General features: G+C 59.8%; 21 protein-coding genes and 1 pseudogene. 15 read left to right on the forward strand and 7 right to left on the reverse strand.

Annotation, left to right across the window (positions count from 1 at the left end; translation table 11 throughout):
• Positions 1-825 (forward strand): LysR family transcriptional regulator (locus M653_RS0122230; protein WP_027145333.1); only part of this gene is annotated, 825 nt, incomplete at its 5' end.
• A gap of 1,002 nt (positions 826-1,827) precedes the next feature.
• On the opposite strand, the gene M653_RS0122240 is transcribed toward M653_RS0122230, so the two are convergent.
• The gene (locus M653_RS0122240) at positions 1,828-2,037 is read right to left on the reverse strand and encodes a hypothetical protein (protein ID WP_027145334.1); all 210 of its coding nucleotides are present in this window, start codon (positions 2,035-2,037) and stop codon (positions 1,828-1,830) included.
• Positions 2,038-2,125: 88 nt separating this feature from the next.
• On the opposite strand from M653_RS0122240, the pseudogene M653_RS1000000134615 reads away from it, so the two are divergent.
• From M653_RS1000000134615 to M653_RS0122255, 3 genes and pseudogenes are all read left to right on the forward strand, one after another.
• Positions 2,126-2,988 (forward strand): annotated as a pseudogene (locus M653_RS1000000134615) (ATP-dependent DNA ligase).
• Between the two features lie 449 nt (positions 2,989-3,437).
• Positions 3,438-3,677, forward strand: coding sequence for a hypothetical protein (locus tag M653_RS1000000134620; protein ID WP_245262266.1), 240 nt, complete (start codon positions 3,438-3,440; stop codon positions 3,675-3,677).
• Positions 3,678-3,881: 204 nt separating this feature from the next.
• Positions 3,882-4,115, forward strand: coding sequence for a hypothetical protein (locus M653_RS0122255; protein ID WP_027145335.1), 234 nt, complete (start codon positions 3,882-3,884; stop codon positions 4,113-4,115).
• 674 nt (positions 4,116-4,789) lie between these two features.
• On the opposite strand, the gene M653_RS1000000136855 is transcribed toward M653_RS0122255, so the two are convergent.
• Positions 4,790-4,960 (reverse strand): hypothetical protein, encoded by a 171-nt coding sequence (locus M653_RS1000000136855; protein WP_156938245.1) that lies wholly within the window; start codon positions 4,958-4,960, stop codon positions 4,790-4,792.
• Between the two features lie 1,697 nt (positions 4,961-6,657).
• Between M653_RS1000000136855 and M653_RS0122275 the strand changes: the two genes are divergently transcribed.
• Genes M653_RS0122275 through M653_RS0122305 form a run of 7 tightly spaced genes read left to right on the forward strand, consistent with a single transcriptional unit; the run spans position 6,658 to position 13,259 of the window.
• On the forward strand, positions 6,658-7,383 hold the full coding sequence (locus tag M653_RS0122275) for a GntR family transcriptional regulator (protein WP_027145337.1): 726 nt from the start codon (positions 6,658-6,660) through the stop codon (positions 7,381-7,383).
• 2 nt (positions 7,384-7,385) lie between these two features.
• Complete coding sequence (locus M653_RS0122280) at positions 7,386-8,420, forward strand: ADP-ribosylglycohydrolase family protein (protein WP_027145338.1); 1,035 nt, start codon at positions 7,386-7,388, stop codon at positions 8,418-8,420.
• Complete coding sequence (locus M653_RS0122285) at positions 8,417-9,391, forward strand: PfkB family carbohydrate kinase (protein WP_027145339.1); 975 nt, start codon at positions 8,417-8,419, stop codon at positions 9,389-9,391. The genes M653_RS0122280 and M653_RS0122285 overlap by 4 nt, the downstream gene beginning before the upstream one ends.
• Positions 9,392-9,431: 40 nt before the next feature.
• Positions 9,432-10,511 carry an ABC transporter substrate-binding protein gene (locus M653_RS0122290; protein WP_027145340.1) on the forward strand — a complete coding sequence of 360 codons (1,080 nt, stop codon included), beginning with the start codon at positions 9,432-9,434 and terminating at the stop codon, positions 10,509-10,511.
• A gap of 26 nt (positions 10,512-10,537) precedes the next feature.
• Positions 10,538-11,407 carry an ABC transporter permease gene (locus tag M653_RS0122295; RefSeq protein ID WP_027145341.1) on the forward strand — a complete coding sequence of 290 codons (870 nt, stop codon included), beginning with the start codon at positions 10,538-10,540 and terminating at the stop codon, positions 11,405-11,407.
• Entirely contained in the window at positions 11,407-12,195 is a 789-nt protein-coding gene (locus M653_RS0122300; RefSeq protein WP_027145342.1) for an ABC transporter permease, read from the forward strand. Before M653_RS0122295 ends, M653_RS0122300 begins: the two co-directional genes overlap by 1 nt.
• Complete coding sequence (locus tag M653_RS0122305) at positions 12,195-13,259, forward strand: ABC transporter ATP-binding protein (protein WP_027145343.1); 1,065 nt, start codon at positions 12,195-12,197, stop codon at positions 13,257-13,259. The genes M653_RS0122300 and M653_RS0122305 overlap by 1 nt, the downstream gene beginning before the upstream one ends.
• Before the next feature lie 924 nt (positions 13,260-14,183).
• On the opposite strand, the gene M653_RS01000000133190 is transcribed toward M653_RS0122305, so the two are convergent.
• Together M653_RS01000000133190 and M653_RS0122315 are read right to left on the reverse strand one after the other, a co-directional pair.
• Positions 14,184-14,483 carry a DUF982 domain-containing protein gene (locus M653_RS01000000133190; protein WP_280940114.1) on the reverse strand — a complete coding sequence of 100 codons (300 nt, stop codon included), beginning with the start codon at positions 14,481-14,483 and terminating at the stop codon, positions 14,184-14,186.
• 585 nt (positions 14,484-15,068) lie between these two features.
• Complete coding sequence (locus M653_RS0122315; protein ID WP_032935792.1) at positions 15,069-15,509, reverse strand: ion channel; 441 nt, start codon at positions 15,507-15,509, stop codon at positions 15,069-15,071.
• Between the two features lie 830 nt (positions 15,510-16,339).
• On the opposite strand from M653_RS0122315, the gene M653_RS0122320 reads away from it, so the two are divergent.
• Entirely contained in the window at positions 16,340-16,624 is a 285-nt protein-coding gene (locus tag M653_RS0122320) for a hypothetical protein (protein ID WP_156938246.1), read from the forward strand.
• A gap of 1,755 nt (positions 16,625-18,379) precedes the next feature.
• On the opposite strand, the gene M653_RS01000000133200 is transcribed toward M653_RS0122320, so the two are convergent.
• A complete protein-coding gene (locus M653_RS01000000133200; protein ID WP_084636805.1) occupies positions 18,380-18,961 on the reverse strand; it encodes a CorA family divalent cation transporter in 582 nt (193 codons plus the stop codon).
• 1,078 nt (positions 18,962-20,039) lie between these two features.
• On the opposite strand from M653_RS01000000133200, the gene M653_RS0122335 reads away from it, so the two are divergent.
• The 3 genes from M653_RS0122335 (at position 20,040) to M653_RS1000000135905 (ending at position 21,042) form a co-directional block, all read left to right on the forward strand.
• Positions 20,040-20,249 (forward strand): cold-shock protein, encoded by a 210-nt coding sequence (locus tag M653_RS0122335; protein WP_027145347.1) that lies wholly within the window; start codon positions 20,040-20,042, stop codon positions 20,247-20,249.
• 168 nt (positions 20,250-20,417) lie between these two features.
• Positions 20,418-20,693, forward strand: a complete 276-nt coding sequence (locus M653_RS0122340) for a hypothetical protein (protein WP_027145348.1) — start codon at positions 20,418-20,420, stop codon at positions 20,691-20,693.
• A gap of 106 nt (positions 20,694-20,799) precedes the next feature.
• The gene (locus tag M653_RS1000000135905; RefSeq protein ID WP_084636806.1) at positions 20,800-21,042 is read left to right on the forward strand and encodes a DUF3363 domain-containing protein; all 243 of its coding nucleotides are present in this window, start codon (positions 20,800-20,802) and stop codon (positions 21,040-21,042) included.
• Between the two features lie 383 nt (positions 21,043-21,425).
• Here M653_RS1000000135905 and M653_RS01000000133210 read toward each other — a convergent pair whose 3' ends face one another.
• Both M653_RS01000000133210 and M653_RS0122355 read right to left on the reverse strand, forming a co-directional pair.
• Positions 21,426-22,418, reverse strand: a complete 993-nt coding sequence (locus M653_RS01000000133210) for a glycosyltransferase family 2 protein (RefSeq protein ID WP_051442766.1) — start codon at positions 22,416-22,418, stop codon at positions 21,426-21,428.
• Positions 22,415-23,719: a cytochrome P450 gene (locus tag M653_RS0122355; RefSeq protein WP_027145349.1), complete on the reverse strand. Its 1,305-nt coding sequence runs from the start codon at positions 23,717-23,719 to the stop codon at positions 22,415-22,417. Before M653_RS0122355 ends, M653_RS01000000133210 begins: the two co-directional genes overlap by 4 nt.
• Positions 23,720-23,788 lie beyond the last annotated feature (69 nt).

The raw sequence follows: 23,788 nt of genomic DNA on the forward strand, positions 1-23,788 counted from the left end.
GCTGACGAGATCGGCACGGCGCCTTCGACGTTAAGCCATGCGATGCGAGCGCTCGAGGAACGTATGGGCGTGCGCCTGCTGAACCGCACCACACGCAGCGTTTCGCCGACNGAAGCAGGTTACCAATTGCTTGGGCGCCTTCAACCGGCGCTTGCCTCACTGGACGAGGCGCTCGACAGCGTCGCGGGTTTTCGGGGCAAAGTTGCGGGAACAGTCCGCATTAATACACCGCGGCTGGTGGCTGGCCTTCTGGTTCGCGCGGCTCTCCCCCGGATGGCGGAGCTGCACCCTGACGTGACTTTGGATATTGTCGTCGATGGGCGACTCATAGACATCGTGTCCAGCGGCTTCGATGCCGGCGTGCGCGCCCTTGGATCGGTGCCCAAGGACATGATCACCGTGTTGCTTGCGCGCCCGCTGACATTCATCTGTGTCGCCTCGCCCGCCTATCTCGATCGCTTCGGCGAGCCGGGAACCCCCGAGGAATTGCGGCGCCACCATTGCATCGGTCACCGCATGCCCAGTGGCAAGCTTTATCGATGGGAGTTCGAGCGCGCGGGCCAGGAACTCGCACTCGAGGCAAACGGCACCATCGTCCTTGATGACGAAGAGCTGATGGTCGAAGCTGCAAGAGAGGGTCTGGGCATCGCCTACGTGGCCGATTGGGCCGCCGAGGCGGCCTTGTCCGAGGGCAGTTTGCGAAAAATTCTGACCGCGTGGGTGCCGGCTCCGGAAGAAGTTGCGGTCTACTACCCTGGACACCGAGCCGTACCGCCCGCACTGCGGGCCTTTCTCGACATTGTCAAAGAGCTGCGGAAGAAATGACCGAAGCGACGAGCGGCCGCACCATGACTGGTCATTGAGCTAGTCTGGTCCGCTGGCTCTGCCGTCGAGCTTTTATTGATGACCTGAGGGCGGAACTGGGTCGGGCCCGCCATTATATCTCGATCAAGGCATAGGCGACGCCAAAACAACGGTTGTGATGACCACGAAAAAAGCCCAGCCCCTCAGAGCGGCCCGCACGTCCTCTGGCTTTGCGCCCTTCTGATCATCGTAATCGTTCATGCCGAACTCCTATGTCTCGCTGTCGATGACCGCTTCGCCTCGAGTGAAAACGATGCTCGCTCGAAAGCCAAACCCCCGCCCTCATCTCGCGCCACAAGTTGTGGTGAACGCGATCGAAGCGCGTTCTGACACTCCGTGCCTTGACCGTCGTGGAAGATGGTTCCGTTGTCTCGATTTGTTCTCGCGCGCTCACGCTTTTCAGACTGGGCGCGCCACCTGGCGGAGCGGAATAGCCGTTAACTCTAGTTTCAACAACTTCAGTAACGGTTGATTCAACCATTGCTGGTATTTGTTCCGGAGTGTGGTGGCGGCTCCGACTGTGCGATGGGTCGCTGGGTTGCCGGAGCCGCCTGCGCAGTCCGGTTGGGATCTGACCGCGCTGTCTCAGAATAGGACAGCGCGGTCAACGATCCGTTAAGATTTCGCTGGCCGGGCAGCTTATCAACCGTAGCGATGATCGCCCTGGCCAGCGCCTCGGCCCGTGGATCGGTTAAGGGCCGTAGAGTTCCGTCACCGCATCTTCGCTTGGTTGCACGCGGGACGGACACGTTTCTTCGATCGCCGGAGCGCGACCAGCATTCTTCAACACCGTTGCTTTCATAAGGCGGCCAGAGCTTGAGCACAGCGTCCTAAACTCGCGAGCCGTGTGGAACATTGTTGCGTCGAAACACTTCGGCGGTTGCACCGTCGGTTCTCCCATTCCGGTGCATGTTCCCACGACTGTTGGACTGGCCCGCTGCCGAAAGGTAGCGGGCTTCTTTCCTATTTCCGTCGAGGAAACACGAGAATCTTCGCTGCGGTCTCCTGCTCCAGCGGTTCATGGCTTGGCTGCTCGTGCCACATCACCTGGCGAAGATCGCACATGTCGACCGCTTGACCGCAGATCTTGCACAAATAGAAACGCTCTGCGTCGGGCTCGCCTTCGTGCGGCTTGCCTTCGATTGGTGGTCCGAGGTCGGATAGCTTTGTCATGGCTGTGGCAACATCCCGCTACCTAAAATGTTCCGGAACTATTTTAGCTAAAGCTGATTGAATCGCGTGCATTTGCATGAGTCGGTGCATGCGTCTGAAGTTCATCAAGCCGATGGAGCCGGAACTGGTCGACACGCCACCGCAGGGCGATGACTGGCTCCATGAGATCAAATTCGACGGATACCGCACCCAGGCCATCAAGGACGAAGACGGGATTCGGCTGATCACCAAGAACGGCTACGACTGGACGGGCCGCTACATCCAACTTGCTGGGGAGGCCGCGGCTATCGGGGCGGAAAGCTTCATCATCGATGGCGAGGCGCTTACGATCAACGAAGCGGGCCTGTCGGAGTTCCACGTGCTGCAATCAGCCGTCACCAGCCGCAAGCCCTTGCGCGACCTGTATCTGGTGGCGTTCGACCTCCTCCACCTCAACGGACACGACCTGCGGAACCTGCCGGTGGAAGACCGTCGCGAGATCCTGCAGGAGTTGCTTCCGCCCAGCGGCCGTATCCAGTTCAGTGAAGCGATGCCGGGCACTGGCGCGGCCGTTTACCACCTAGTGGACCAGGCCGGCCTTGAAGGCATGGTATCGAAGCGCAAGGACAGCGTTTATCGCAGCGCCCGACAATGAACTGGCGCAAGATCAAGTGCTATGCCGAAAAGGAGATGGACATCATCGGCGTGCAGCGCGAGAGCGGGAAACCCTTGATGGTGCTGATGGCTGACAAGGGCCGTTACGCCGGCGGCGCATTCGTCACTTTCAAAGCCGACAAGCGCCAGCGCCTGTGGGACCGGGTGCAGGGGAAGGTAGGCGGGCCGGTCCCGAAAGGGCTCAAGAGCGACAAGGCGGAGTGGCTGAAGCCAGGTCTCGTTGGCCGCGTGCGGTTCCTGAAGGGCGAGGAGAAACTCCGCCACGCCAAGCTGCTCGATTTTCGAGATAAGCAATAGCCAGCGCTTGCCCACGATCATTGGGGGCACTCGGAATCGGCGTGATCTTCGGCACAGCGGGGTTTTGGCCTGGGGAACGCGGTGTCCGGCGAGGTGCTGTAGCTTGCAGAGGCTTTACCCTCGATCTCAAGCTTGAACGCTCGCACGCCGGCGTGGCAAACCGCATGCCGGCTCGGCATCCAAGAAGGAGAGTTGCCCGGGAGGACGCCGAGCCTAACAGCGAGATAGCAGGGGGCTGCGTCGTCTCGCCGGCTAAGTGTTATGCGCTCTTTAAGGCACTCGCACAAAGCATCCGAACGTACTAAGGGGTCGGCCGATCGGCGATAACAGGCAATTTCTGTCGACGTTGCCGGTACTTAGAGGGGCTGACGTACATGAACTTGCCGGATGATCTTGGTTCCGTTTGATCCCTTGTATTCTAGCGGAATCTAATATGCGCTTGCGGCCTCTTGGGAAATGAGCACGCGCGGCGTCAATTTTCTGCCAAATGGCCAGGCAGCAACCGTCAGGCCTCCCCCAGTGCCGACGTAATTTCGATTGCCGAGGCGATCCAGAAGCCTTTCGCGGACGCCAAGGCAATCGCGATCAGCAGCGCCGAAATCGAGGAAGAGACTGGCAGCGTTCGTGAAACGGTGCTCGATGCCGGGTTCATCATGACGCCGGCTTTTTTGCACCGTATAGGAACCTGATATTCGTTGGCAGGTTCGAAAGGCGGCAGCGCCCGTGCTGCTGGTCAGGTCCCCCAAGACCTGGCCGGGCCCGCTTCTCCGCCAGTGAGGCGGGCCCACGGGGACTGCCTGCAGCGCGGGCCGCGCCCCACGCCCAAGATAGATTAGACGCAACTAAAAGCTCTTGCCTGAAGTCTACCGCCTCGAGCGCGAGCGTGAGAAGCAATGGCGTGGCGAGCATCGGGCGGCTGCGTCAAGAGCGATGCGTTGCGGCCGCAGCGAGCCGAGGTCCGAACGGAGGCTCTGCACAAGAGCATCATCAAGCCGTTTGTATCGCCCCATTGCGACCATTACCGCTCAACGCGGATCCTCCACGAGGCGCTGTTGAAAAACGTGCGAGAGGAAGTCGATTTCATCCGGTGGAACACCACCGGCCCGGTTCAGCCTGCCGTTGAGTAGCGTTCCAATAGGCCCGCGAAGCCCATGGGCCGGAGAGGCCTGGCGACCTCCCTTTGCCAACAGGGGACAAACCAAAAGCGCCGCCGGTTAGGCTCAGCGCCCTTCTCCTCGCCGAAAACGACAAATTCCCTTGCAAAAATCGGGAAAGGGTTCATTTCCTGGCGTTCCGGTTGATTGCTCCGCGGCGTACCGATACGGCAGGCCGCTCTGGTCGATCTCGACAATGCGTATAACCGCTGTCGTCACCAAGCTAAGGCAGGAGGCCTGGAGCCGATGTCAGAGCCTTCGCCTATCAGAGTAAGATGCCGTGGCCGGCTGGTCCAGCTGCCATTGCCGACGTGACGGCCGTGGCGCTCTCGCTTGTCCAGCAGGACCCGCTGGATAGCCGCTCGGAGGAGCGGGAATATTCCGGGCTAACATTGTTAGAGGGTTCCTAGACAAGGCTGTTCCCCCTCAAACGATCCTGGCTAGCATCCTTGTAGCCGCTGCAAGATTTGCAGGCGGCTCTGGTTCGGCAGCCCGCGCAGCGGTGGAACTTTCCCTGCGCCTTGGGGTTGGACACCTGTCGATTGCCCAATCCAAGCATTGGAACGGAGAGAGCTCGCCTCGGCTGATGCCGGGACGGGTTTTTCCAGCATGGCCGAGACGGTCATCCGACCCAGCGGTCATAGCGATCACTTGCCTCTCCTGTGCGGCGCGTCGGAGACTGTTTGACGCAATTGCCACCCGTCGATGGACTTCTGCACGTCGAAAGATATGGCTTGCGCGGTGATCGGCGCGGCCCATGAAAGGAGGGCAACGCTGACCGAGAATGAGATCAGCAAAGCGAAGGCGGTCGCGAACAAGACGTGGTCCTCTTTGGAAGCACGAGCTTAACCGCCGCCCATCCGGTTCGTTCATTCACGATCCGCTAGCCTGTGTGTCGTGGTTACCCCTTGCTTAACGAGCCGTTGGCAATTTGACGCGCGGCCGTTTGCTAAGCTGGATATGAAACGCAAACTCAGTCATCGGTCGCGCATTTATCCGGCAACGACAGTCTGCCATCACTGGTGCGCGAAGCTCCCTTGCTGGCAAAAAACAGAGCTGCGACGAGCTTAGGCGCCCTGGAAGGGGCGCCGCGCATGTGCCAAAGCCATTTTGTGGTATGATTTGCGTTGTGGGTAGAAGGCCAAGAACAAAGCAAAAAAGGTGATTGAAATCCCGATGGAAGGCGAGCTTGAAGCGGATGCCGCCTACTATGCTCGCAAGTGCGGCATCACGACACGTGAAGCCGCCAAGATTATTCGGAAAGCCCACGCGCCAAAGCTCACCATCGTGCCTAGAGGACGTTAAAGCCGGCGATTGTACACCCAACCGGAATCATAGGATTCTGTCGGTGACAGGCGGCACGGGAATTTTGTACGCATTCGGACATGCCATTGCGAACAAGTCCACTTAGGAACATGCTCAACCTTCACCGGCTCGTGCCCTCGAAAGCCGGCGTACGGCCCGGCCTGCGGGATCCTGTGTCACACGATGAGCAGGCCGGGCTGTTGTCCTTTGTGGGTGTTGCCAGATGACTGACAATGTCGGTCACGCTTTCGAGATAGCTATGGTCCTCGTCCTGGCCGTTGCGGCGATTGGGGTTATCTTGGTTGTTACGGGCATATTCTGAAGGGCGCTAGTCCCGTTGCCATCGGGGATTTATGTGAAAAGCCCCGGCGCATGGGCTGACCGGGGCCTTTTGACATGTACGAGATACCAGCATGTCCGCTTATAAGCATCTGCTGATATGGTGAAGGAATGGTGAATAGGCCGCTACCCTGACTCCGGCGGGCTTTTCATTGTGCAACGTGCTAGCCGGTACGATGAGCAAAAAGCCAGCCTTCGTCGTCTATGCGCCCCCATTGAAGGGATTGTCGTTCCTGGGCCGTGACCCTTGATCCAAACGGAACCGCTATCGCCAACCCGTTCGGCACCCAGTATGAGGCGGTCGCGCACAATCGACAACTCGCCGCTTCGCTTGGACATGGCACCAAGCACTAGCGCGTAAAACAATCATGTTCGGCGGCACCGCCGCCCACCTTCGCACGGAATGGAACCTGCCGGTTAAGTGCAATGTCCGGGATCATCTAAGCACGGACAAATTCAATATGATTATTCAGATGGAGGGGGCGATCACGCTCCAACCCGACGCTCTGCGCAATCGGGACATTTCTTTTCAAGCATTGGACCGAAGGTCGCGGAGCCGGTTTCTGTTTCGATGACCTTGACCGCTTGGTTATCTCGAATACCAAATAAGCATGGCAACGCGGGCAGACCTACCGGCGAGCGCCCGGCCCACGGCAATGCCCCGGACGATGGCGAGGCCAAAGCAGCATTCGTTAGCAGGCGAAGAAGGAAAGGCCAGCAGGCTGGTTTGCGGGTCCTTCAGGATGCGAGCGAGATCATCAAGTGTGTGCAGGCCGAAACAGGTTCGCTGCGAATCCCGGTGCCCCGTTGACGGTTGTTTTCAGATAAGCTATTGCACAGGATCATACAGGTTCACTGAACAGGTATCCATATGGCCCGTCGCGCGATGCAACTCACTCCCGGCACGGGCAAGCCCGAGCAGATCGCGACGGTTCTGGAGCATGAGATACGCTCCGGCCTGCTTGGGTTCGGCGACCGCCTGCAGAGCGAAAACGAGCTCGTCCAGCGCTTCTCCGTCAGTCGCAACACAGTCCGCAAGGGGCTCGAAGAATTGTCGAGCCGGGGGCTCATCACAACCAAAGTCGGCATCGGATCCTTTGTCACCTTCGACGGCATGCCGGTCGATGACGCGATCGGCTGGTCGCGCGCGCTTGCCAATGCGGGCGCCAATGCCGAGACCCGGACATTGCGGCTCGAGATTATCGAGGACGCGGAACTTGCGGCCAGGCTCGGGGTCGGGAATTGGTCCTTCATCGCCGTCGATCGCGCCCGCACCAATGCCGATGACGGCCACGCCATCTCGATTGAGCGCAGCCGCCTGCCGCTGTCGCCCGAATTGGAAGACATACCGCTGCGCGGCTTGCGCGAAGGCTCGCTGCACCAGACGCTGCGCGGGGCAGGGCTTGTTCCCGATCATGGCGAGGAATGGGTCGACGTCGAAATGCTGAGCGCTGCCGACGCCGCGATACTCGGTTGTGCGCCCGGCACGCCCTTCCTGCGCACACGCCGCCTGACGCGCGCCGCTGACGGACGCGCCATTGAATTCGTCACCAGCCTGCTCAATCCGGCGCATTTCGCGCTCCATCTGGAGTTCTGAGCATGGCGGACGCTGCCGTGATGGATCGGGCAATGGGGGCGCTGATCGGCGGGGCGCTTGGCGATGCGCTGGGCATGCCGACACAACTTCTGTCGCCGTCTCGCATCGCCGAGCTCTATGGCCATGTCGAGGATTTCGTCGCGCCTGCCGCCGATCACCCGGTGTCGAAGGGGCTAGCCGCCGGCATGGTCACCGACGACACCGAACAGGCGCTGCTGCTTGGCCGCATCCTTGTCGAGTCCGGCGAGCGCTTCGACCATGCGCGCTGGGTCAACGCGCTGCTCGACTGGGAGCGCGACGTCAAGGCGCGTGGCAGCTACGACCTGCTTGGACCGTCGACCAAGCGCGCCATCGACGCCATCAACAGCGGTGTGCCCGCGGACCATGCCGGCCGCGGCGGCGACACCAACGGCGCGGCTATGCGCATCGCGCCGGTCGGCATTATGGTGCCGCCGGAGCCGCTCGATGCCCTCGTCGCCAAGGTCGCGCAAACCTGCCGGGCCACGCACAATACTTCGATCGCCATTTCATCGGCTGCCGCAGTCGCTGCCGCTGTCAGTCTCGGTATTTCGGGTGGCGACTGGCGCGCCGCTTGCGGCCATGCGGTCGCAGCGGCAAGACTTGGCGCCGCGCTCGGCCATTGGGTCACCGGCGGCGACATCGCCGCGCGCATCCTCTGGGCACAGGACCTTGTTCGCGGCAAGGGTGAGAAGGAAGCGATCAAGCTGATCGTCGACCTGGTCGGCACGGGCGTCGCAAGTCAGGAATCGGTGCCGGCGGCATTCGCGGTGCTGGAGGTCGCGCAAGGCGATCCATGGCGGGCTGCGGTCATCGCAGCCAATCTCGGCGGCGACACCGACACCATCGGGGCGATTGCCGCCGGCATGGCCGGCGCCTGCGCCGGTCTGTCGAAGCTGCCGCAGGATCGCATCTGCGAACTGCATGGTATCGACGTCGCGGACGTCCGCACGTTGGCTCTTGATCTGGTCGCCGCGCGCCATTCCAAGACTGGCCCAGGCAAGGAGGACGCCGCATGAGGGGACGGCTCGTCCATGTCGGCAGCGCCGTGGTCGACTACGTCTACCGCATCGATGCCTTGCCCGCGGCGGGCACGGAAAAGACCGCGACGAGCTACGCACGGGTTGCCGGCGGGGGCTTCAACATGATGGTCGCGGCAAGCCGCACCGGCATGAAGGTGGTGTTCGGCGGCCAACTCGGCACCGGGCCGGACGGCGACTTCCTGCGCGCCGCTTTCGCGGCCGAAGGCATCGAGACGCTGACGCCGCCGTCGCCCTCGATGGACAGCGGCAATTGCGTCGCCATGATTAGCGGCGACGCCGAACGCACCTTCGTCTCGTGGCCAGGGGCCGAGAGCCAGCTCACGCCGGCCGTGATGGCGCCTGTCACGATCATGGCGGGGGACTGGGTTTTCACCTCGGGCTACACGCTGAGCTACCCCGATAGCCGGGATGTGCTCGCCGACTGGATCGAGGCGCTGCCGGCCGGCATTCCTTTGGTCTTCGACCCGACACCGGTGATCGCCGACATTCCACGACCAATCCTGAACAGGGTGTTGGCGCGTACGACCTGGCTGAGCTGCAACACCAACGAGGCCGCCGAAATCGCCGGCCCCGGCGATGCCCAGACCGTCGCGATCCGATTGCTCGCCGAGCACTGCCCCAGGGGCGATGGCGTCGTCATCCGCGCCGGCGCGCATGGCTGCCTCGTGCGCATAGCTGATGGCGGCACTCTCGCGGTGCCCGGTTTCGAAGTGGAGGCCGTCGATACCAATGGCGCCGGCGACACGCATATCGGCGCCTTCGTCAGTGGGCTGTCGCGTGGAATGCCGCCGTGCGAGGCGGCCCGCTATGCCAATGCAGCGGCGGCCCTTTCCGTCACCCGCCATGGCGGGTCCTCGGCACCCACGCATGAAGAAACCCAGGAATTCCTGACCCAGCACGACCAAGCAACGACGGCGCATGGCCGGGAGGAAGCGACTGCAACTTAACAAGCCCATCAACCGGGCAAACAATGAGAGGAAAGAAAACATGCGCATGCCAAGACTGACCGCGCTTCTGACGGCGACCGCCGTCTTTGTCTCAGCCTTCACGGCTTATGCATTCCCTTTGGCAGCACAAGCGGCCGAGGAAGTGCATGTGCTCAACTGGAAAGGCTATGGCGCCGACGAGCCTTGGGCGGTCGCCAATTTCGAGAAGGCGACCGGCTTCAAGGTGGTCAACGACTTCTTCAACTCCGAACAGGAGATGCTGACCAAGATCCGGACCAATCCCGGCCTCTACGACGTCGTCATGATCAACGCCGCTTTCAACGACCAGGCTATGGCCGGCAAGCTGATCCAGCCGATCGATGTCTCAAAACTCTCCAACTATGCCGACATCGCCAAGGATAAAGCCGGTTCGCCGATGCTCGACCATGACGGCAAGGTCTATGGCGTGCCGTGGGTGTGGGGCCTGACAGCGTTGGCTATCAACGACAAGTCGTTCGACAAGCCGCCGACCAGCATCGCCGAGATGTGGAACCCGGCCCATAAGGGGCGCGTCATCATCCGCGACGACGCCGTCGAGGCGGTGCAGTTCGGTGCGCTGGCTTCGGGACAGAACATCAACGACATCAAGGATCTGGAAGCGGTCAAAGCGAAGCTCACCTCGCTGATGCCGCAGATCAAGACCTTCTGGAGCTCGGAGAACGACTGGAACCAGATGGTCGCCTCCAACCAGATCGACATCGGCACCTATTGGAGCGGCTCGGCCGATCGCGCCAAGACGCATTTCAAGCTGCCGGTCTCGCTGGTCATCCCACAGGAAGGCTCGGTCGCCTGGCTCGACGCCTTCTCGATCCCGGTCGGCTCCAAGAATGTCGCCGGCGCCGAGGCCTTCATCAACTACATGATCGATCCGAAGTTCTATGTCGAATGGGTCACCAAGGTCGGCGCTCCTGTTTCCGCCAACACCAAGGCGGTCGAGGCACTGCCCGGGGATGCCTTCAACCGCAAGGTGATGGGTGATCCGGAGGTCGCCAAGCGCATCCAGTTCCAGGCGCCGATCACCGACGAGCAGCGCGAGAAGTACTTGGCGCTGTGGCAGGAGCTGAAGGTCAACGTGAAGTAACGCGCGTCTTTCGGAGGAGAGGCAAAATGGCCGACCAGCTTGCGATCGGTTCGCGCCGTGGATTGAGGCCCGCTCTGCCGCTTCTCCTGCCCGCCTATCTGTGGCTGACGGTGGCGATCTTCTTGCCGCTGTCGGCCATGGTGTTCTTCTCCTTCATGACCGATCTGCCGCTGGCCGGGAAGGAGTGGTCGTTCACGCTCGGCAACTACGCGGCCTTCTTTTCGCAAAGCCTCTATTCGAAACTGCTGCTCGCGTCGCTGCGTCTCGGGCTCGAGGTCACGCTGTGGTGCGTCGTCATCGGCTACCCGGCAGCCTATGTGCTGGCCAAGGTGCTGAAGGGCCGCAGCCGCGAGGCGATCTTCCTGCTCGTCATCCTGCCCTTCTGGTCGAACGGGCTGGTGCGCATCTTCTCGTGGGCCATGGTGCTGCGCGAAGGCGGCATTCTCGATACGGCTCTCAATGCGGTGCTGCCGTTCAAGATCAACATCGATCTGATGTATTCCTATCCCGCCGTCATCATCGGCCTTGTGCACTCCTACGTGCCCTACATGGTTCTGACCTGTTACCTGACGCTGCAGGCCATTGACGACTCGCTGATCGAAGCCGGCCGGTCGCTCGGCGCCTCGCGGCGGCAGGTGCTGTGGCGGGTGATCGTGCCGCTGTCGATGCCCGGCCTGATCGCCGGTTCAGCGCTAATCTTCGTGCCGGTGGTGGGCTCCTTCATGGAGCCACGCATCCTAGGCGGCCGCACCGGCACCTTCTACGGCACAGTCATCGAGGACCAGTTCGTCGCCGTCTTCAACTGGCCGCTGGGTGCTGCGCTGTCCTTCATCCTGCTGGCGGTCGTGCTGATCATCCTGGCGCTGGCCGCTCCAGTTTTGCGGAGGGCAGGCTGATGGCGACGACGCGCATCCTCGAATGGCTCGGGCGCTTCTACATCGTACTGCTGCTCGCCTTCCTCTATCTGCCGATCATCATCATGGCCCTGATGTCGTTCAACACGTCGCCCTTTTACCAATTGCCGTTCGAGTGGACGACGGACTGGTACGCTTCGCTCTGGCAGAACGACCAGCTGATCGCGGCGACCTGGAACAGCATCGAGATCGCCGTCATCACCACGATCATCTCAACGGTGCTGGGCGTGATGGCTTCGCTCGCGCTCTACCGCTACGAATTCCGCGGCAAGAAATTCCTGCAGGCGCTGCTCTTCCCGCCTATCGCCATTCCGTGGCTGATCACCGGCACGGCGATGCTGATCTTCTTCTTCGGCGTCGGCATCGGCCGCGGGCTCGTCGCCATCCTGCTCGGCCATGTGGCGCTGGCGCTGCCTTATGTGATCGTCGTCGTCTCTGCCCGGCTGCAGACCTTCGCGCCGGAACTCGAAGAGGCGGCCCGTTCGCTCGGTGCCAACCAGTGGCAGGTGACCATACGCGTCACGCTGCCCTGGATCATGCCTGGCGTGATCGCCGGCGGGCTGTTTGCATTCGCCGTGTCGTTCGACCAGTTCGTGGTCTCGTATTTCCTGTCGACGCCCGGCCAAACGACGCTGCCGGTCGAGATCTATGCCGCGATCCGCAAAGGCTTCACGCCCGAGATCAATGCGGTCTCGACGATCATCATTGTCGTATCCATGGCGCTGATGCTGCTGACGGCACGCTTCTTCAAATTCGGTGGAGAGAAATAATGGCCGGCGTCGAGGTAGCTAACCTCTCCCGCAGTTTCGGCGCGCACAAGGCGCTGGACGATGTCTCGATCGATTTTGCCGATGGCGGCTTTTACGCGCTGCTCGGCCCCTCGGGCAGCGGCAAGACGACCCTGCTGCGCCAAATCGCCGGCTTCGACTTTCCGGATTCCGGCCGCATCGCCATCGGCGGTGAAAGCGTCGAGCGCGTGCCGGTCGAAAAGCGGCGCATCGGCATGGTGTTCCAGAACTATGCGCTGTTTCCCAATATGAGCGTCGCCGACAACGTCGCCTTTGGCCTTTCGGTGCGCGGGGAAGCGAAGGCGGCGATCGCCACGGAAGTGCAGCGCGCGCTCGACCTCGTCCAGCTCGGCAAGCTCGGCGGCCGCCGGCCGCATCAACTCTCCGGCGGCCAGAGGCAGCGCGTGGCGCTGGCACGCTCCATCGTCACCAAGCCGCGCGTGCTTCTGCTCGACGAGCCGCTCGGCGCGCTCGACAAGGCGCTGCGCGTCGACATGCAGATCGAATTGAAACGCATCCAGCGCGAGATCGGCATCACCACCATCTTCGTCACCCACGACCAGGAAGAGGCGCTGACGATGAGCGACCGCATCGGCATATTGCGCGACGGCCGGCTGGTACAGGAGGGGCCGCCCGAAGAAATCTACGACCGGCCGCAAAGCGAATTCGCCGCGACCTTCCTCGGCGACGCCAACATCTTGCGCGGCGAAGCGACCGCCAACGGCATAAAGCTACCGGACGGCACAGCGATCGCTGCCTCTGTCGGCGCGTCCGTGCCCACGGGTGCAAAGGCGAGCTGCGCCGTGCGGCCGGAGCGCATCCAGATCTCGACTGGCGCGGGGAAGTCTGATCACGCCAATGCCAACACGCTCAAGGGCCAGGTTTCGAAGCGCATCTTCGCCGGCAACAACAGCACCTATTTCGTCGAACGCGGTGACCAGACGCTAAAGGTGATCGTGCAGAATACAGGTGCCGAAAGGCTGGCCGAGGGCCAGGAAGTTGTGCTGAACTGGTCGCCGGAGAGCACGGTACTGATCGCTGCCTGAACTCGCCGATCGCGTGGCATCACGAGAGGCCTAAATCTCTGGAATGCTCTCGCAGAAATCTCCTGAAGCCGCGGCTGGTGGAGTTCGTATAGCTGTCCCACTGACAGAGCAGGGCTCTCCAGGGAGCGTCATGCATAGGTGAAGCTCATCTGATCTGGAGAGGATCGGAGCCCGAAAACGTCCGCACGTGTTAGACTAGACTAGCTCGAACCAAGCGTGGAGGAGGGACCGACGAGCTGGTGGAGCGTGTGAGCGCCACCGGGAGCGCGATCAGTAAGCTCAATGCCAATATGACCAGCGTCAAGGAAGTGACGGCCGAGGTGACGCGCTGGAAACTTATTTGGGCTGGGGGGCACTTGGCGTCACCCGCATGGCAGCCGCGGCCCTGGCCTCCCTCGTCACCGCATATTGCTCGGATATCTGGCGCGTGCTGCGGGGAGGGTGAATTTGGAAGGGCGTATGACTGTCCCTCGATACAGCATCACAACTCGTGTCGAGCGGCGCATCGCGCGGGCTGCGACCATCTTGCCGTCATCAAGTTCGGCGCTCGAACGGGCCGCGTACCCATCGCAACGGTGCGGTCCAGCGCCAGCTGCGCGACGCGAGAAGCGCGTCGCGTTCTGCAAGGAAAGCGTCCCGATCGCGGACCATCGCGTCACATTCGAGGCTGAGCTCGCGAACGCTGTGGCCATTCGTTGACCTATGCTGGTTGACCCCAGCACAGTCCAGACCCTCCCGCTGCCGAAAGGTGGCGGGCTTTTTTGCAATGCTCGGCAACAGCCTGATCGAATGCAAGTTCGGGCAAACGCAGCGCTCTCCCGATGTCCCTTCGCGCTGTTGGCCAAGGGCCAAACTTGGTCGGCCCGGCTTTTCTGCCGAGGGGCGGGCTTCCATTTGCAGGCTGGACTCGCTGCGGCGCGCTGCTCAAACCGAGTACGGCGGCTGGCGATCCTGATCGTAGATCGAGCTTGCCAGCTCGTCTAGGAGGCTGAGGCCCTTGCTTGGCTGGCCTGAAATAACCATGTCCTGATCTCTTGCGGCTTTGACGAAGGCCTCGAACGCCATGGATTGCCGGCAAGTACCTGCCTGGGCCTCTTCGAGCAAACGCGATGCCTGTCGATAGGAATGCATTTCCTTGTTCTTCCACGCTCCATTCATTGCCGCTCTGGCTTCGGCCACCGACGAGATGGCCCTCGTTTTAAAGTTCACAAACGTAATCTGCACAGGTAGGAAAGCAGTCAAGGTCAACCCTCTATCACAGTCACAAGTCTTGCAAACTTCACAGACTTGGATTGGTTGCAGCCGGCACGAACTTTTTTGAAAGGGCTCTTGAGGCGGGTCGTTCGTATGCAGGCTCGGCGATGAAGCCCCCCGGCTGGCCTACCATGAGGCGACATGCTGAGTAGCTACGCGTGGGGTCGACCCGCTGAAGCTGAAGTTCGACGGCAACCGGTGCAAACCGGAAGTGAAGATCACGCTCCTCGAGGTCTATCCCGAGCATCTTCCCAAGCGCCTGATGATCCACAAGCCCAAGGCGTATCAGGGAGGCTGTCGCAGACTCCTGGTCAGCCAGACCCTGGAACTCCGCGAACTGCTCCGGCCTGGATCAGGTCCGTCGCGGATATTCACATGCGATCAGTGCGGTCAAAGGTACGGCTCTCTTAGGGCGAGAAGCTTGAGATTTTCAGACTTGGGGCGCTCCTTTGCCCGATGCCCGGCCTGGGAACAAGAGGCCGGAACCGGCATGCCTCTGTGGTCGGTGTCTCTATCGTAGACCTCACATCCAAGACAGGCCGGCGATCTCCGGCTCTACCTCCTCTTCCAAAAATTCTCCATGGAGAGGTAGGTGAACGAGGCCGTCCAGCTTAACAGCACCAGGCCGGTGAGCGCCTCTGAAGAGGCAATCAGTCGCATCGGACCCTCCGCCCTGACATCACCGACTCCCAGCGTTGTATAGTTTGTGATGGAGAAATACAGGAAGTCGATCCAGCCATCGGAGATTTTTCCGACGATTCCGCCTAACAGGCCGTAGCTATGGAGGCCCCAGAAGACGAAACCGTAGAGCGTAATCTCGACGGTATGCGCGGCGAGCGCTCCAAAAATAACGATCAGCAATCGTCCTCGGCTCGGAAATCCGCCGATCTCGGTTGACCGGGCCGAGCTCGCGACCATTTTGAAAGCCTCGTAGTGGACGAGAACGCACGCGATTGCCAGAACGAGCGATACGAGACTGACTGCGATGACGTTCATTATGGATGCACCGTTTGAGGAAGGCTTCTGTTGATCGCGCAAATCGGTGCCTGTGTGAAGGTCTGGTTTCCTGCGGTACAGCTGATTGGCTCGTCCGGCTCGCCCCCACGCCGCGGACAAACTCATCGACCGCCCGGCCTGATAATGCCCTCATCTACCATGCGAACGAGCTTCACATCTGGAGGGATAGAGGACCTCGCAAATTGGTCTCCGCGCCGATGCAGAACACAGCCTGGAGGTTGGGATACCGCCGAAGGTTCGCTGGCATATCCATGTCACGATGAGCCGATGTCGTCGTCATCGATGGCGCGGTTACCAGCCTGACAACAGCGGCATCGCTGGTGCGGGAATACCCAGGTTCACCGTCACGCGGTTTCCCCATATCTTCCCTGTGACGCGTCCATCTTCTCTTCTGTTCATTTAGCTATCGCTGAAGTTGAAGGGGAGACTGAACAATGTCTACTTCACGTCGTGCATTGCTTTCCATCCTGGGTGCAAGTGTCGCCCACGTCGCCCTTAATGGCAATCGGTGAGTGGTGAGGACTCGATGACCCCTTCGCAAACGTCGCAACTCAAAACGACCGGACGCCCCGGTTGTCCAGGGCAATTGCCAACCCGCAAAGGCGTTTGATGCAGGACCGTCGATTCGCGGCATCCTCGTCTTGGACGGAACAATTACACTCCTGCACCGGTACGCGTCCAAGTTCGCATTGGGTTATGGATTCGAACCTTGCATATTCGCAAAAACCCACTGCAACCATTAGTCTCTGCTAACGTTGCAGGCCAACTGACCAGGCGCCCTGTCACTGAAGGGCAAGGTGGAGGGGTTATTGTGGGGATCGATCGTAACGACAGATATCCCCTTCTCCGGACTGCAAAGTACCCTTTCGGTAGCACATCGGCGCACCGCGTTGCCGACCGTCGCGACAGTCGAACCGGACCTGATGCCTGGCGTGGCGGTTGCGCAATATTACGAAGCTGGGACGCTTGCCGGTGACATCACCAATTTTTGGGTTCCCAACAGAGAATGTCTCTTTGCCATGCTGCGGGACGTCGGCTTCACGTCGAACGGGATGACAGTTGGGGCAAACGCCTTCTGGTGGACGCTTCATTGAACACCGATGCGAAGAGCAAAAAGATGGGTCGTGCCTACGGTGTGATTCCGGGTTGAGGGGACGGCAGCCAACATCGTTCGGTACGACCGCGCCGAATCTACGGTTTTCTGAAGCCGGCCCTCAAGGCTCACCTTAGGTCCCCAGCCGATCGCCTCCTGGCTAGACTGATGTCGGGGCGGCGGCGTTTAAGGTCGGCTTGCGGCAAATCGTGAAAGCTACCTCAAACTTCGATCCGACCAGCTGCGTGGTCCGTTGGCCAGGTCGATATCGTGAATTCGTGCGGATTGCCGATGGTAACCGGACCGGTCACGTCAGATCCCGTGTCCATCAGCTGGATGGTGCCTTCCACCAGGTCATCGACGTCGCAGAAAGACCGCGTCTGCGATCCGTCGCCAACATGGCTGCGGCTCGCCTCGAAGCGCCTGCACGATGAAATTTCGACACCACCCTGCCGCCCGCCGGATGCACGCGGGGGCCGATGCACGCGCTGGTGTCGCGGTGGTTCGTGCACGATCTGGTTTGCCTTCCGCATGCGGGCGCATTGCATTGCAAAGAGAATGCGACCAATTACATGACTGCTGTCTGACCGTCCGCTTTTGGAAAACTATGCCACTGGCCCGAACGACTGCCTGAAGGCGTAAAGCGGTCGCAAACGGATCGCCGCATCGGGTCGCAACTGGCATCTTCGCAAGCCGAAGCAGTTGTCTCGAATTCACATATTGGGATGGCTTCAGATTTGGACCATCGCTCGTACTTTGCGTTCCAGCTAGTGCCGTTTGGCCAAGCGCACGCCAGCACCGCCGCCATTCTCTGGCGCCGATCACTTGCCATCGGTGGCGGCGCGGCTGTGGCGGCTGTACAGCAATGCCCAGGCAATTGCGAGGCGAAGGCGGCATTCGTGACCAGTCGAAGCAGGAACGCGCCGTAGCGGCTCCGTAGACTCGTTTGCGGAGCCTTCAGGATGCGAGCGAGATCATCAAGCGTGTGTTCCAGATCAAAGCATAGATCGAAACAGATTTGCTGTGAATCCCCGGTTTGTTCTCAAAGTTTAAGTGTCTCAGAAATGCACTAGAAAGCACATGCGGTAACCGTTAGTTCGACCATTGCTGGTACAACGTAGGCTGGTGGCGGCTGCTTGCCTACCTGCTGTTGACGATCGCCGTATGCCGCCCTGGTCGCGCTGAAGGATGGCTGGCAAAATTGGATGATGCGCCAACTGCCCAGTTGGCCGCCCGTGTAGCAATTACATGCGAAAAAAGCCCACTACGGAGCCCCATTCAGATTATTGCGACGGCGGCCGCAAAAATGCCCGCTACCTTTCGCAGCCGGCCAGGTCCAACGGTCCATGGGAACACGCACCGTAATGGGAGAACAGTGCAACCGGAAAAGAGCCAGAAAAGCAAAGCGTCTTTCTGGCGAAATACCATCGGCTCAATGGACCGAGGCTCCCCGCCGCCCACCACATTGGATGGACAGGCCGGTAGAGGTCTTCAGGACAACTCGCTCCCGTCATCAGAGCAGACACGGCAGCAATTCGCACAACAACTGCTCGATAGGTCTGGGATCCATCAAGGTGTTGCTAATATACAGCACCCCGACTGCTTCTCAAGCGGCCTCGTGCGGAACGGCTTCCATCGGACACCCGTTAGCGGCAAAATGATAGCGAACAATGCGAGACGGCGAAGATGGACAAGCGGCAAGATACGAGGACCATCGAGATGTGCTGTCTTCTAGCCGTGCCGGTATCACTGCTCCTCACTGTGGTATTCGCTGGAATGGTCCTTGGCTGAACTGACGCTCCCAAAGGGTCCGCAGGTCCGTTGCCGCCTGTTCAAGACCGTCGGCAAGGCGGTCGATAAGCTCCTCGCAAAGATCAATGAATACTTCCAGGCTTGAGGTCGGCGGCTCGCCGGGATCGGCGAAGTGACCAGCAACTGCGTCAACGGCCGGCAAAGTCGCGAAGCGAATGGTGATCAAGCGCTCTCGCGAGAGCACAAAGCCGAGGGGAGCCATCACCGGCGCTCTGCCTTCGACATGGGTGACGATCGGAACGCTCATGGTAAGCACGCCGTCCCGGGCTTTTAGTCGGCTTGAGCTTTCGATCTCGCTGAGATTTTCCCGGCTTGGGAGGGCAACGCCGACCAGCCCCTCGACCTCTTTCACCTCGGCCGTATCGGGGTCGATAAGATCCAGCAGAGCGCCCTTTTGGTCGCGTTCGGGGAGTCGCTCTGCGGATAAATGCTCAACATTTCTGGAAGTGCCATGAAAGGCCGGCTTGCGTGGACGGGACTTGGGGCCAGTGAGCCAGTTCGAACCGAGGGTCGGTGTACCAACCAGGTTTCCTTGCCGTTCCTAAGCCATCCAGCGTGCTGGGTAATGCTAACGGTTGAGCCCTCCTATTTTGAACGACCGGTTGGGGGGTTATGTTCCAGACCTCCTGATCTCGGAAGTTGTAAGTGCGGCAAATTCGTCAGTGGACCGCGTCAATTTCTGCGATGGTGCGGCCTCGATCCGGGATTGCCCGCGCACTTCCCTGATCGCCGTTACGAGTCGGTATAAGCGGTAATCGGCGACTGAGTCGCCCTGGTGGAGGGCAGCACGCCTGGGCTGTTGCTGTGCCCCGGTCGGATTGAGCCGCCTCTGCATTTGTTGGGCCGGGGCGCCCTTCGCCTCCGTGCGTACCGATCGCGGCAGAACGGCCAGTCGGCGCTCATCCGGCATCTCCGTCGTTTATGATTTCAAGCGCCGACTACTCTTGCGCTTTGGTTAAGAGAAGTATGCGGCTATCGCTGCATGATTATACGGCTTTGGACAGTTCAGGCCGCGCTTCGGAAGAGGCGTCGCCGCCACTCCCAACGTCCGTCCTGATGGGCGGCTGTCACGAACAGCCGCAAAGAGTTTAAACCCTAGTGACGCGCGCGTTTGCCTAATCGGGCCGTCTTTATGGCATGAAAAAACCCGCTGCCGGGAGGAGGTGGCAGCGGGTTCGATATTAAGTTCACCACGGGAGGAGGTGTGGCTCACTTTGCATCGGCATCGCATCTGGGAGGAGTAGATGGCCGACCTGGGCAACATCGAATCATGCGAGGCATTGTGCAATGCACAATTTTGCATGGCTGCCGTGTGGAAGCCGACGCCTTTGATAGCGCCGCTACCAAGCCATGGCTGTGAGGCCGAGTGCCGGATTGCATCCTCCAGACGCGCAACAAAAAGTTGAACACAATCTCCAAAACCAAAAGTTGACGCAGCCATGGAAGCAGGATACGAATAATCCTGTCGATATTGCTTGCTGAGCTTTGGTTATCGCGCGTTTGGCACCGCGCCCTGAACGAACCTTCCCTTCAAAATCGTCATCGTCACAATCGGAAACGCTGTCGCGTTGCCGTCGCACAATATTGCTATGAAAGGGTTCATCATGACCACTGGCACAGTTAAATGGTTCAACTCCACCAAGGGCTTCGGCTTCATTCAGCCTGACAACGGCGGCGCCGACGCCTTCGTTCACATCTCTGCCGTCGAACGCGCCGGAATGCGCGAAATCGTCGAAGGCCAGAAGATCGGGTACGAAATGGAGCGCGACAACAAGTCGGGCAAGATGTCTGCCTGCAACCTGCAGGCCGTTTGATCGGTTCAGCTTTCCTTTGACCACGGATGTACTGGCACTGTTGAAAGCATGAGACCAAGCGAGGTCAGGCAGAAATAGCCTGACCTTTTTTATTTCCGGCCGACCGACCCACTAATTTGCGCGTATCGCCGCCTCTTGTCGATGGCCGTCAAGATCAAGGAGATCTGGATGTCCGAAAAAACGCGCGAGCTTCAGACGATCAATACCGCTTGGCAGATCGCCATCCAGGAAATCCTGCGGATGGTCGTGCGGGATATGTACAGGACCGGCGACGAAGCGGTGTTCAAGTCGCATATCAAGCGGATAGAAGAGGCTGCGGTNGACAGCATCTACACAGGCCTGATGCTCCGAGGGACCGACGAATGGACGGAGCTTCTCGTCAAAGAGAAGGCCAGCAATTTCGTCACCACGCTTCTGACGTCCTTCACCTTCGATAAGGTTTAAGACCAAGCCAGCCAGCCTTCGCGAACTCGCGCGAGGCGTGGCGCAGCTTGTCCTCGCCTTTGAGGAATTTCCATTGTAGCAAAAAGCCTCGTGGGCGCTTGCCTGTATCAAACCGGCGGGGCCTCTTCCATCGTACCCTTTCACGCGGCCTAGGGCGAGTGGGCAGTATTGCGTTGTCTTCAATCTCGCCTCCGGCCGTTTTGCCATGATCGACGACGGTGTCGGCTTCCAGCTCGTGCCTTGGCAGCCAGCGCTCGAAAAGCGCATCGGCCAGCACATCACCGGCATGGCCCGTGACAGCGGCGGTGTCGAGTGGAGCTTCGGCCGGAGGCGCGGGATGGGGCTTTGAGTGTTACGGCCTACCGGGCAAGTACCGTCGGACCGTCGTTAGCGCCTCCTGGGCGGAAGCGTGTGGTTCACAACGCGACAGGCAGCTTTGCGCTTCATATCGGCCGTTGAGATTGCTTTGCTGATTCATGAAAGCTGACCTTCGAGGACCCTGCAGGCGGTCATTGTTCATTGCCGCCCTTGGAGGCCGCTCCGCTAACTGACGCAAACGGGCGCCTAGAGTGTGGTCATGCGCTGTGACTTCGGCCGCACAGGGGGCCATGGTCCTCGAGCTACATGGTGTAGACGACAAGAAAGCGAGGCATACCGCACTTCGGGCTCGTGGAAGAAAAGGGCGCCTCGTGGCGAAGCGATAGCATTATATGGGGCCCGCGCGGCGAACCGTCATTTGCCCATTGTCAACCTGTAATGCTTGCTTTTGATGCCTAAGAGGCCCTGGGCCCGGCCAGTTGCCTCGCCTAAAGCTCTTAGAGCATTGAAGAATGTCGCCCCTCCCGTAAAGGGCGCGAGCAACAATAGCACCAAGCCCGACAGCAGTTTGAAAATTGCAGACACAGGCGCACGGAGCCATTTCGTCGCCGGCCTACGATCGAATTTGTCATTCAAGGAAACAAGGGCGTGGTCGCGCGCTCGTCTTATCTGATACCATGGCGACAACCGTTCGCGAACGATCTGCTCGCGAACGACAGCCTTGTGTGCCCACCCCGTTTTGGCGCCAAGTCGCCATGCATCACGTAAAAACCGCGTATCTTCTCCTCCAGTTAAATTATAGCGCTCATCGAACCTCAGCTTCTCCTTTCGAACGAAAGGCAGGCTCACAAGCCAGTTGTTCGTTGAGAGGACAATTTGTGATTCTTGGCCGTTGGCTTTCCTTTCGCCGCATGTTTGCTCCACCTGCTGGACGCGGGATGAAAGACCCTTCCAGACGATCCGATTCCAGAAGGTCAATGGATGCGGGTCGACAAATGCCCTGACCGGCCCTCCGACAATGTCATACTGGCCGCGTTGCTGTTCCGCCACGAGTTCGAGAATCCAGCTGGGCGTGACGACCTCATCGTCATCAACGAACGCCAGTCCATCGAAATCCGAATTGGTGGCAAACTCGAGAGCGGCGTTACGCGCGAAAACAATACCCAGACGCGGCTCGACGAGATGGTGAATCTTGATGCCGGTACAGTTTGTCGCAAAACGTTCAACTGCCTGCCGCAAGACTTCGCCATTGCCATTCTCAACAAGAATTATTGCCAGCTCAAGGTTCGCGTCGGTGTCGAGGCGAGCAACCGAGTCAAGGAGTTCCGAAACCATTTTCGGCCGATCTCGCGAGGCAATGCCGATATAGACGCGCGTCACGGCCCCATCACGCAGTTCGCCGATCATCGTCTTGCCGTCAATGATATCTGAGAGTCGGGACCTGGCTCATAGTGGAAGTGACCCCGGCTGACGGTCCCATAATTCAGGAGTTTGACGGAGAAGTTTTCTGCGAGCTCCTCGACAAGCAAGCCGCTCAACTGAAGTGTCCAACCAGCACCCAGACATCGGTGATGATCAAGTCCAAGCGGCGCATAGGAAGCGCTTGAGAATTTCTTGTCGACAAACCGGTCAGGCTTGAAGACATCCGGCTCGAGAAACTTGTTCGCGTCTCGATGCGCTTCCCATATGCAGATTCTGACTCGACTACGCCTCGGAATAAGAAAGCCTTCGAAAACGATCGGCATGATGGCAGTTCGAAGGATAAACTCGCTTTGCTGCATCCGGAGAGTCTCAGATACGGCTGATTTCGCCATCACCTCGCGTCGCCCGGCGTCGGGTTCGTCTGCTATCGCATTCAGGTAGTTCTCCTCGCCTGCCGTTTCGAGGAGTATCCAACGCCACAAACCGTGGAAATCGTAGCGAGCAAATTCAGTCATGTGTATTAAGTTGCCGACAACGGTGTCATCGAGCGTTTGGAATCGGACCATGTACTCGAGCAAGCTCGAAGGCGGGCTTTCCGAACCCTTCAGATCGTCAGCCAAATTAAGCACTAAACCTTTGATACGCTCGTACTTGGCGCGCTCGGTGGGCGTGATGACAATGTGCATGCCATTTGGAGCATAAGCATTGTATGCGTCTGTGAGTTCACCAGCGATCTTCGACCCGTCTTTGGCACCCAAGATGAGTTGCAGCATCAACGCTGTCGACGCCTGTTTAAGAATTTGGGCTGCCCTCTGGGAACGCAACCGGCCTTCGCCGGTGGTCAGTTCGGTCAGACGACTGTGAAGGATAGCCCTGAATTCCGCGCTGCGACCCTCAAGGGAGATGGCTCGAAAAGCAGCCAAAAACATGCGCCGATAATCGACATGGGTAGTTCCCTCCATTGCTCGTAAAAAGCCCTCGGGAAAGATCGGCGTCATATCGATAGTTGCGGCGCGCAACTTGGCCTTTTTTTCCGTCAGAAACCTCAAGCCAAGTTCATGCCCGACGATGCAGGTCGTCAGCTTTCCACCCGACCAGGTCGTGAAGATGTCGCCATATTTGCGGTGCAACTCCAGGAGATGAAATTGGTCACGGGGCGACCCGGTACTCTCTGAAATTATGCTCCCAGGAGCCAGTCGGCTGGAGGTGAACATACCCTGCAGCCGGGCCTGGCCTATCTTGCTGGCAATCTTGAAGCGGTCTAGATGTCTTTTCGCAGCGCCCATTAAGCTCTTTCCCTGGATGTCGGTGCGCGTTCCCTCAATCGGCGACCGACCGTTGGTGTGATCAAACTA

This window comes from Mesorhizobium sp. WSM3626 (assembly GCF_000513935.1).
In the GTDB taxonomy this organism is placed as follows: domain Bacteria; phylum Pseudomonadota; class Alphaproteobacteria; order Rhizobiales; family Rhizobiaceae; genus Mesorhizobium; species Mesorhizobium salmacidum.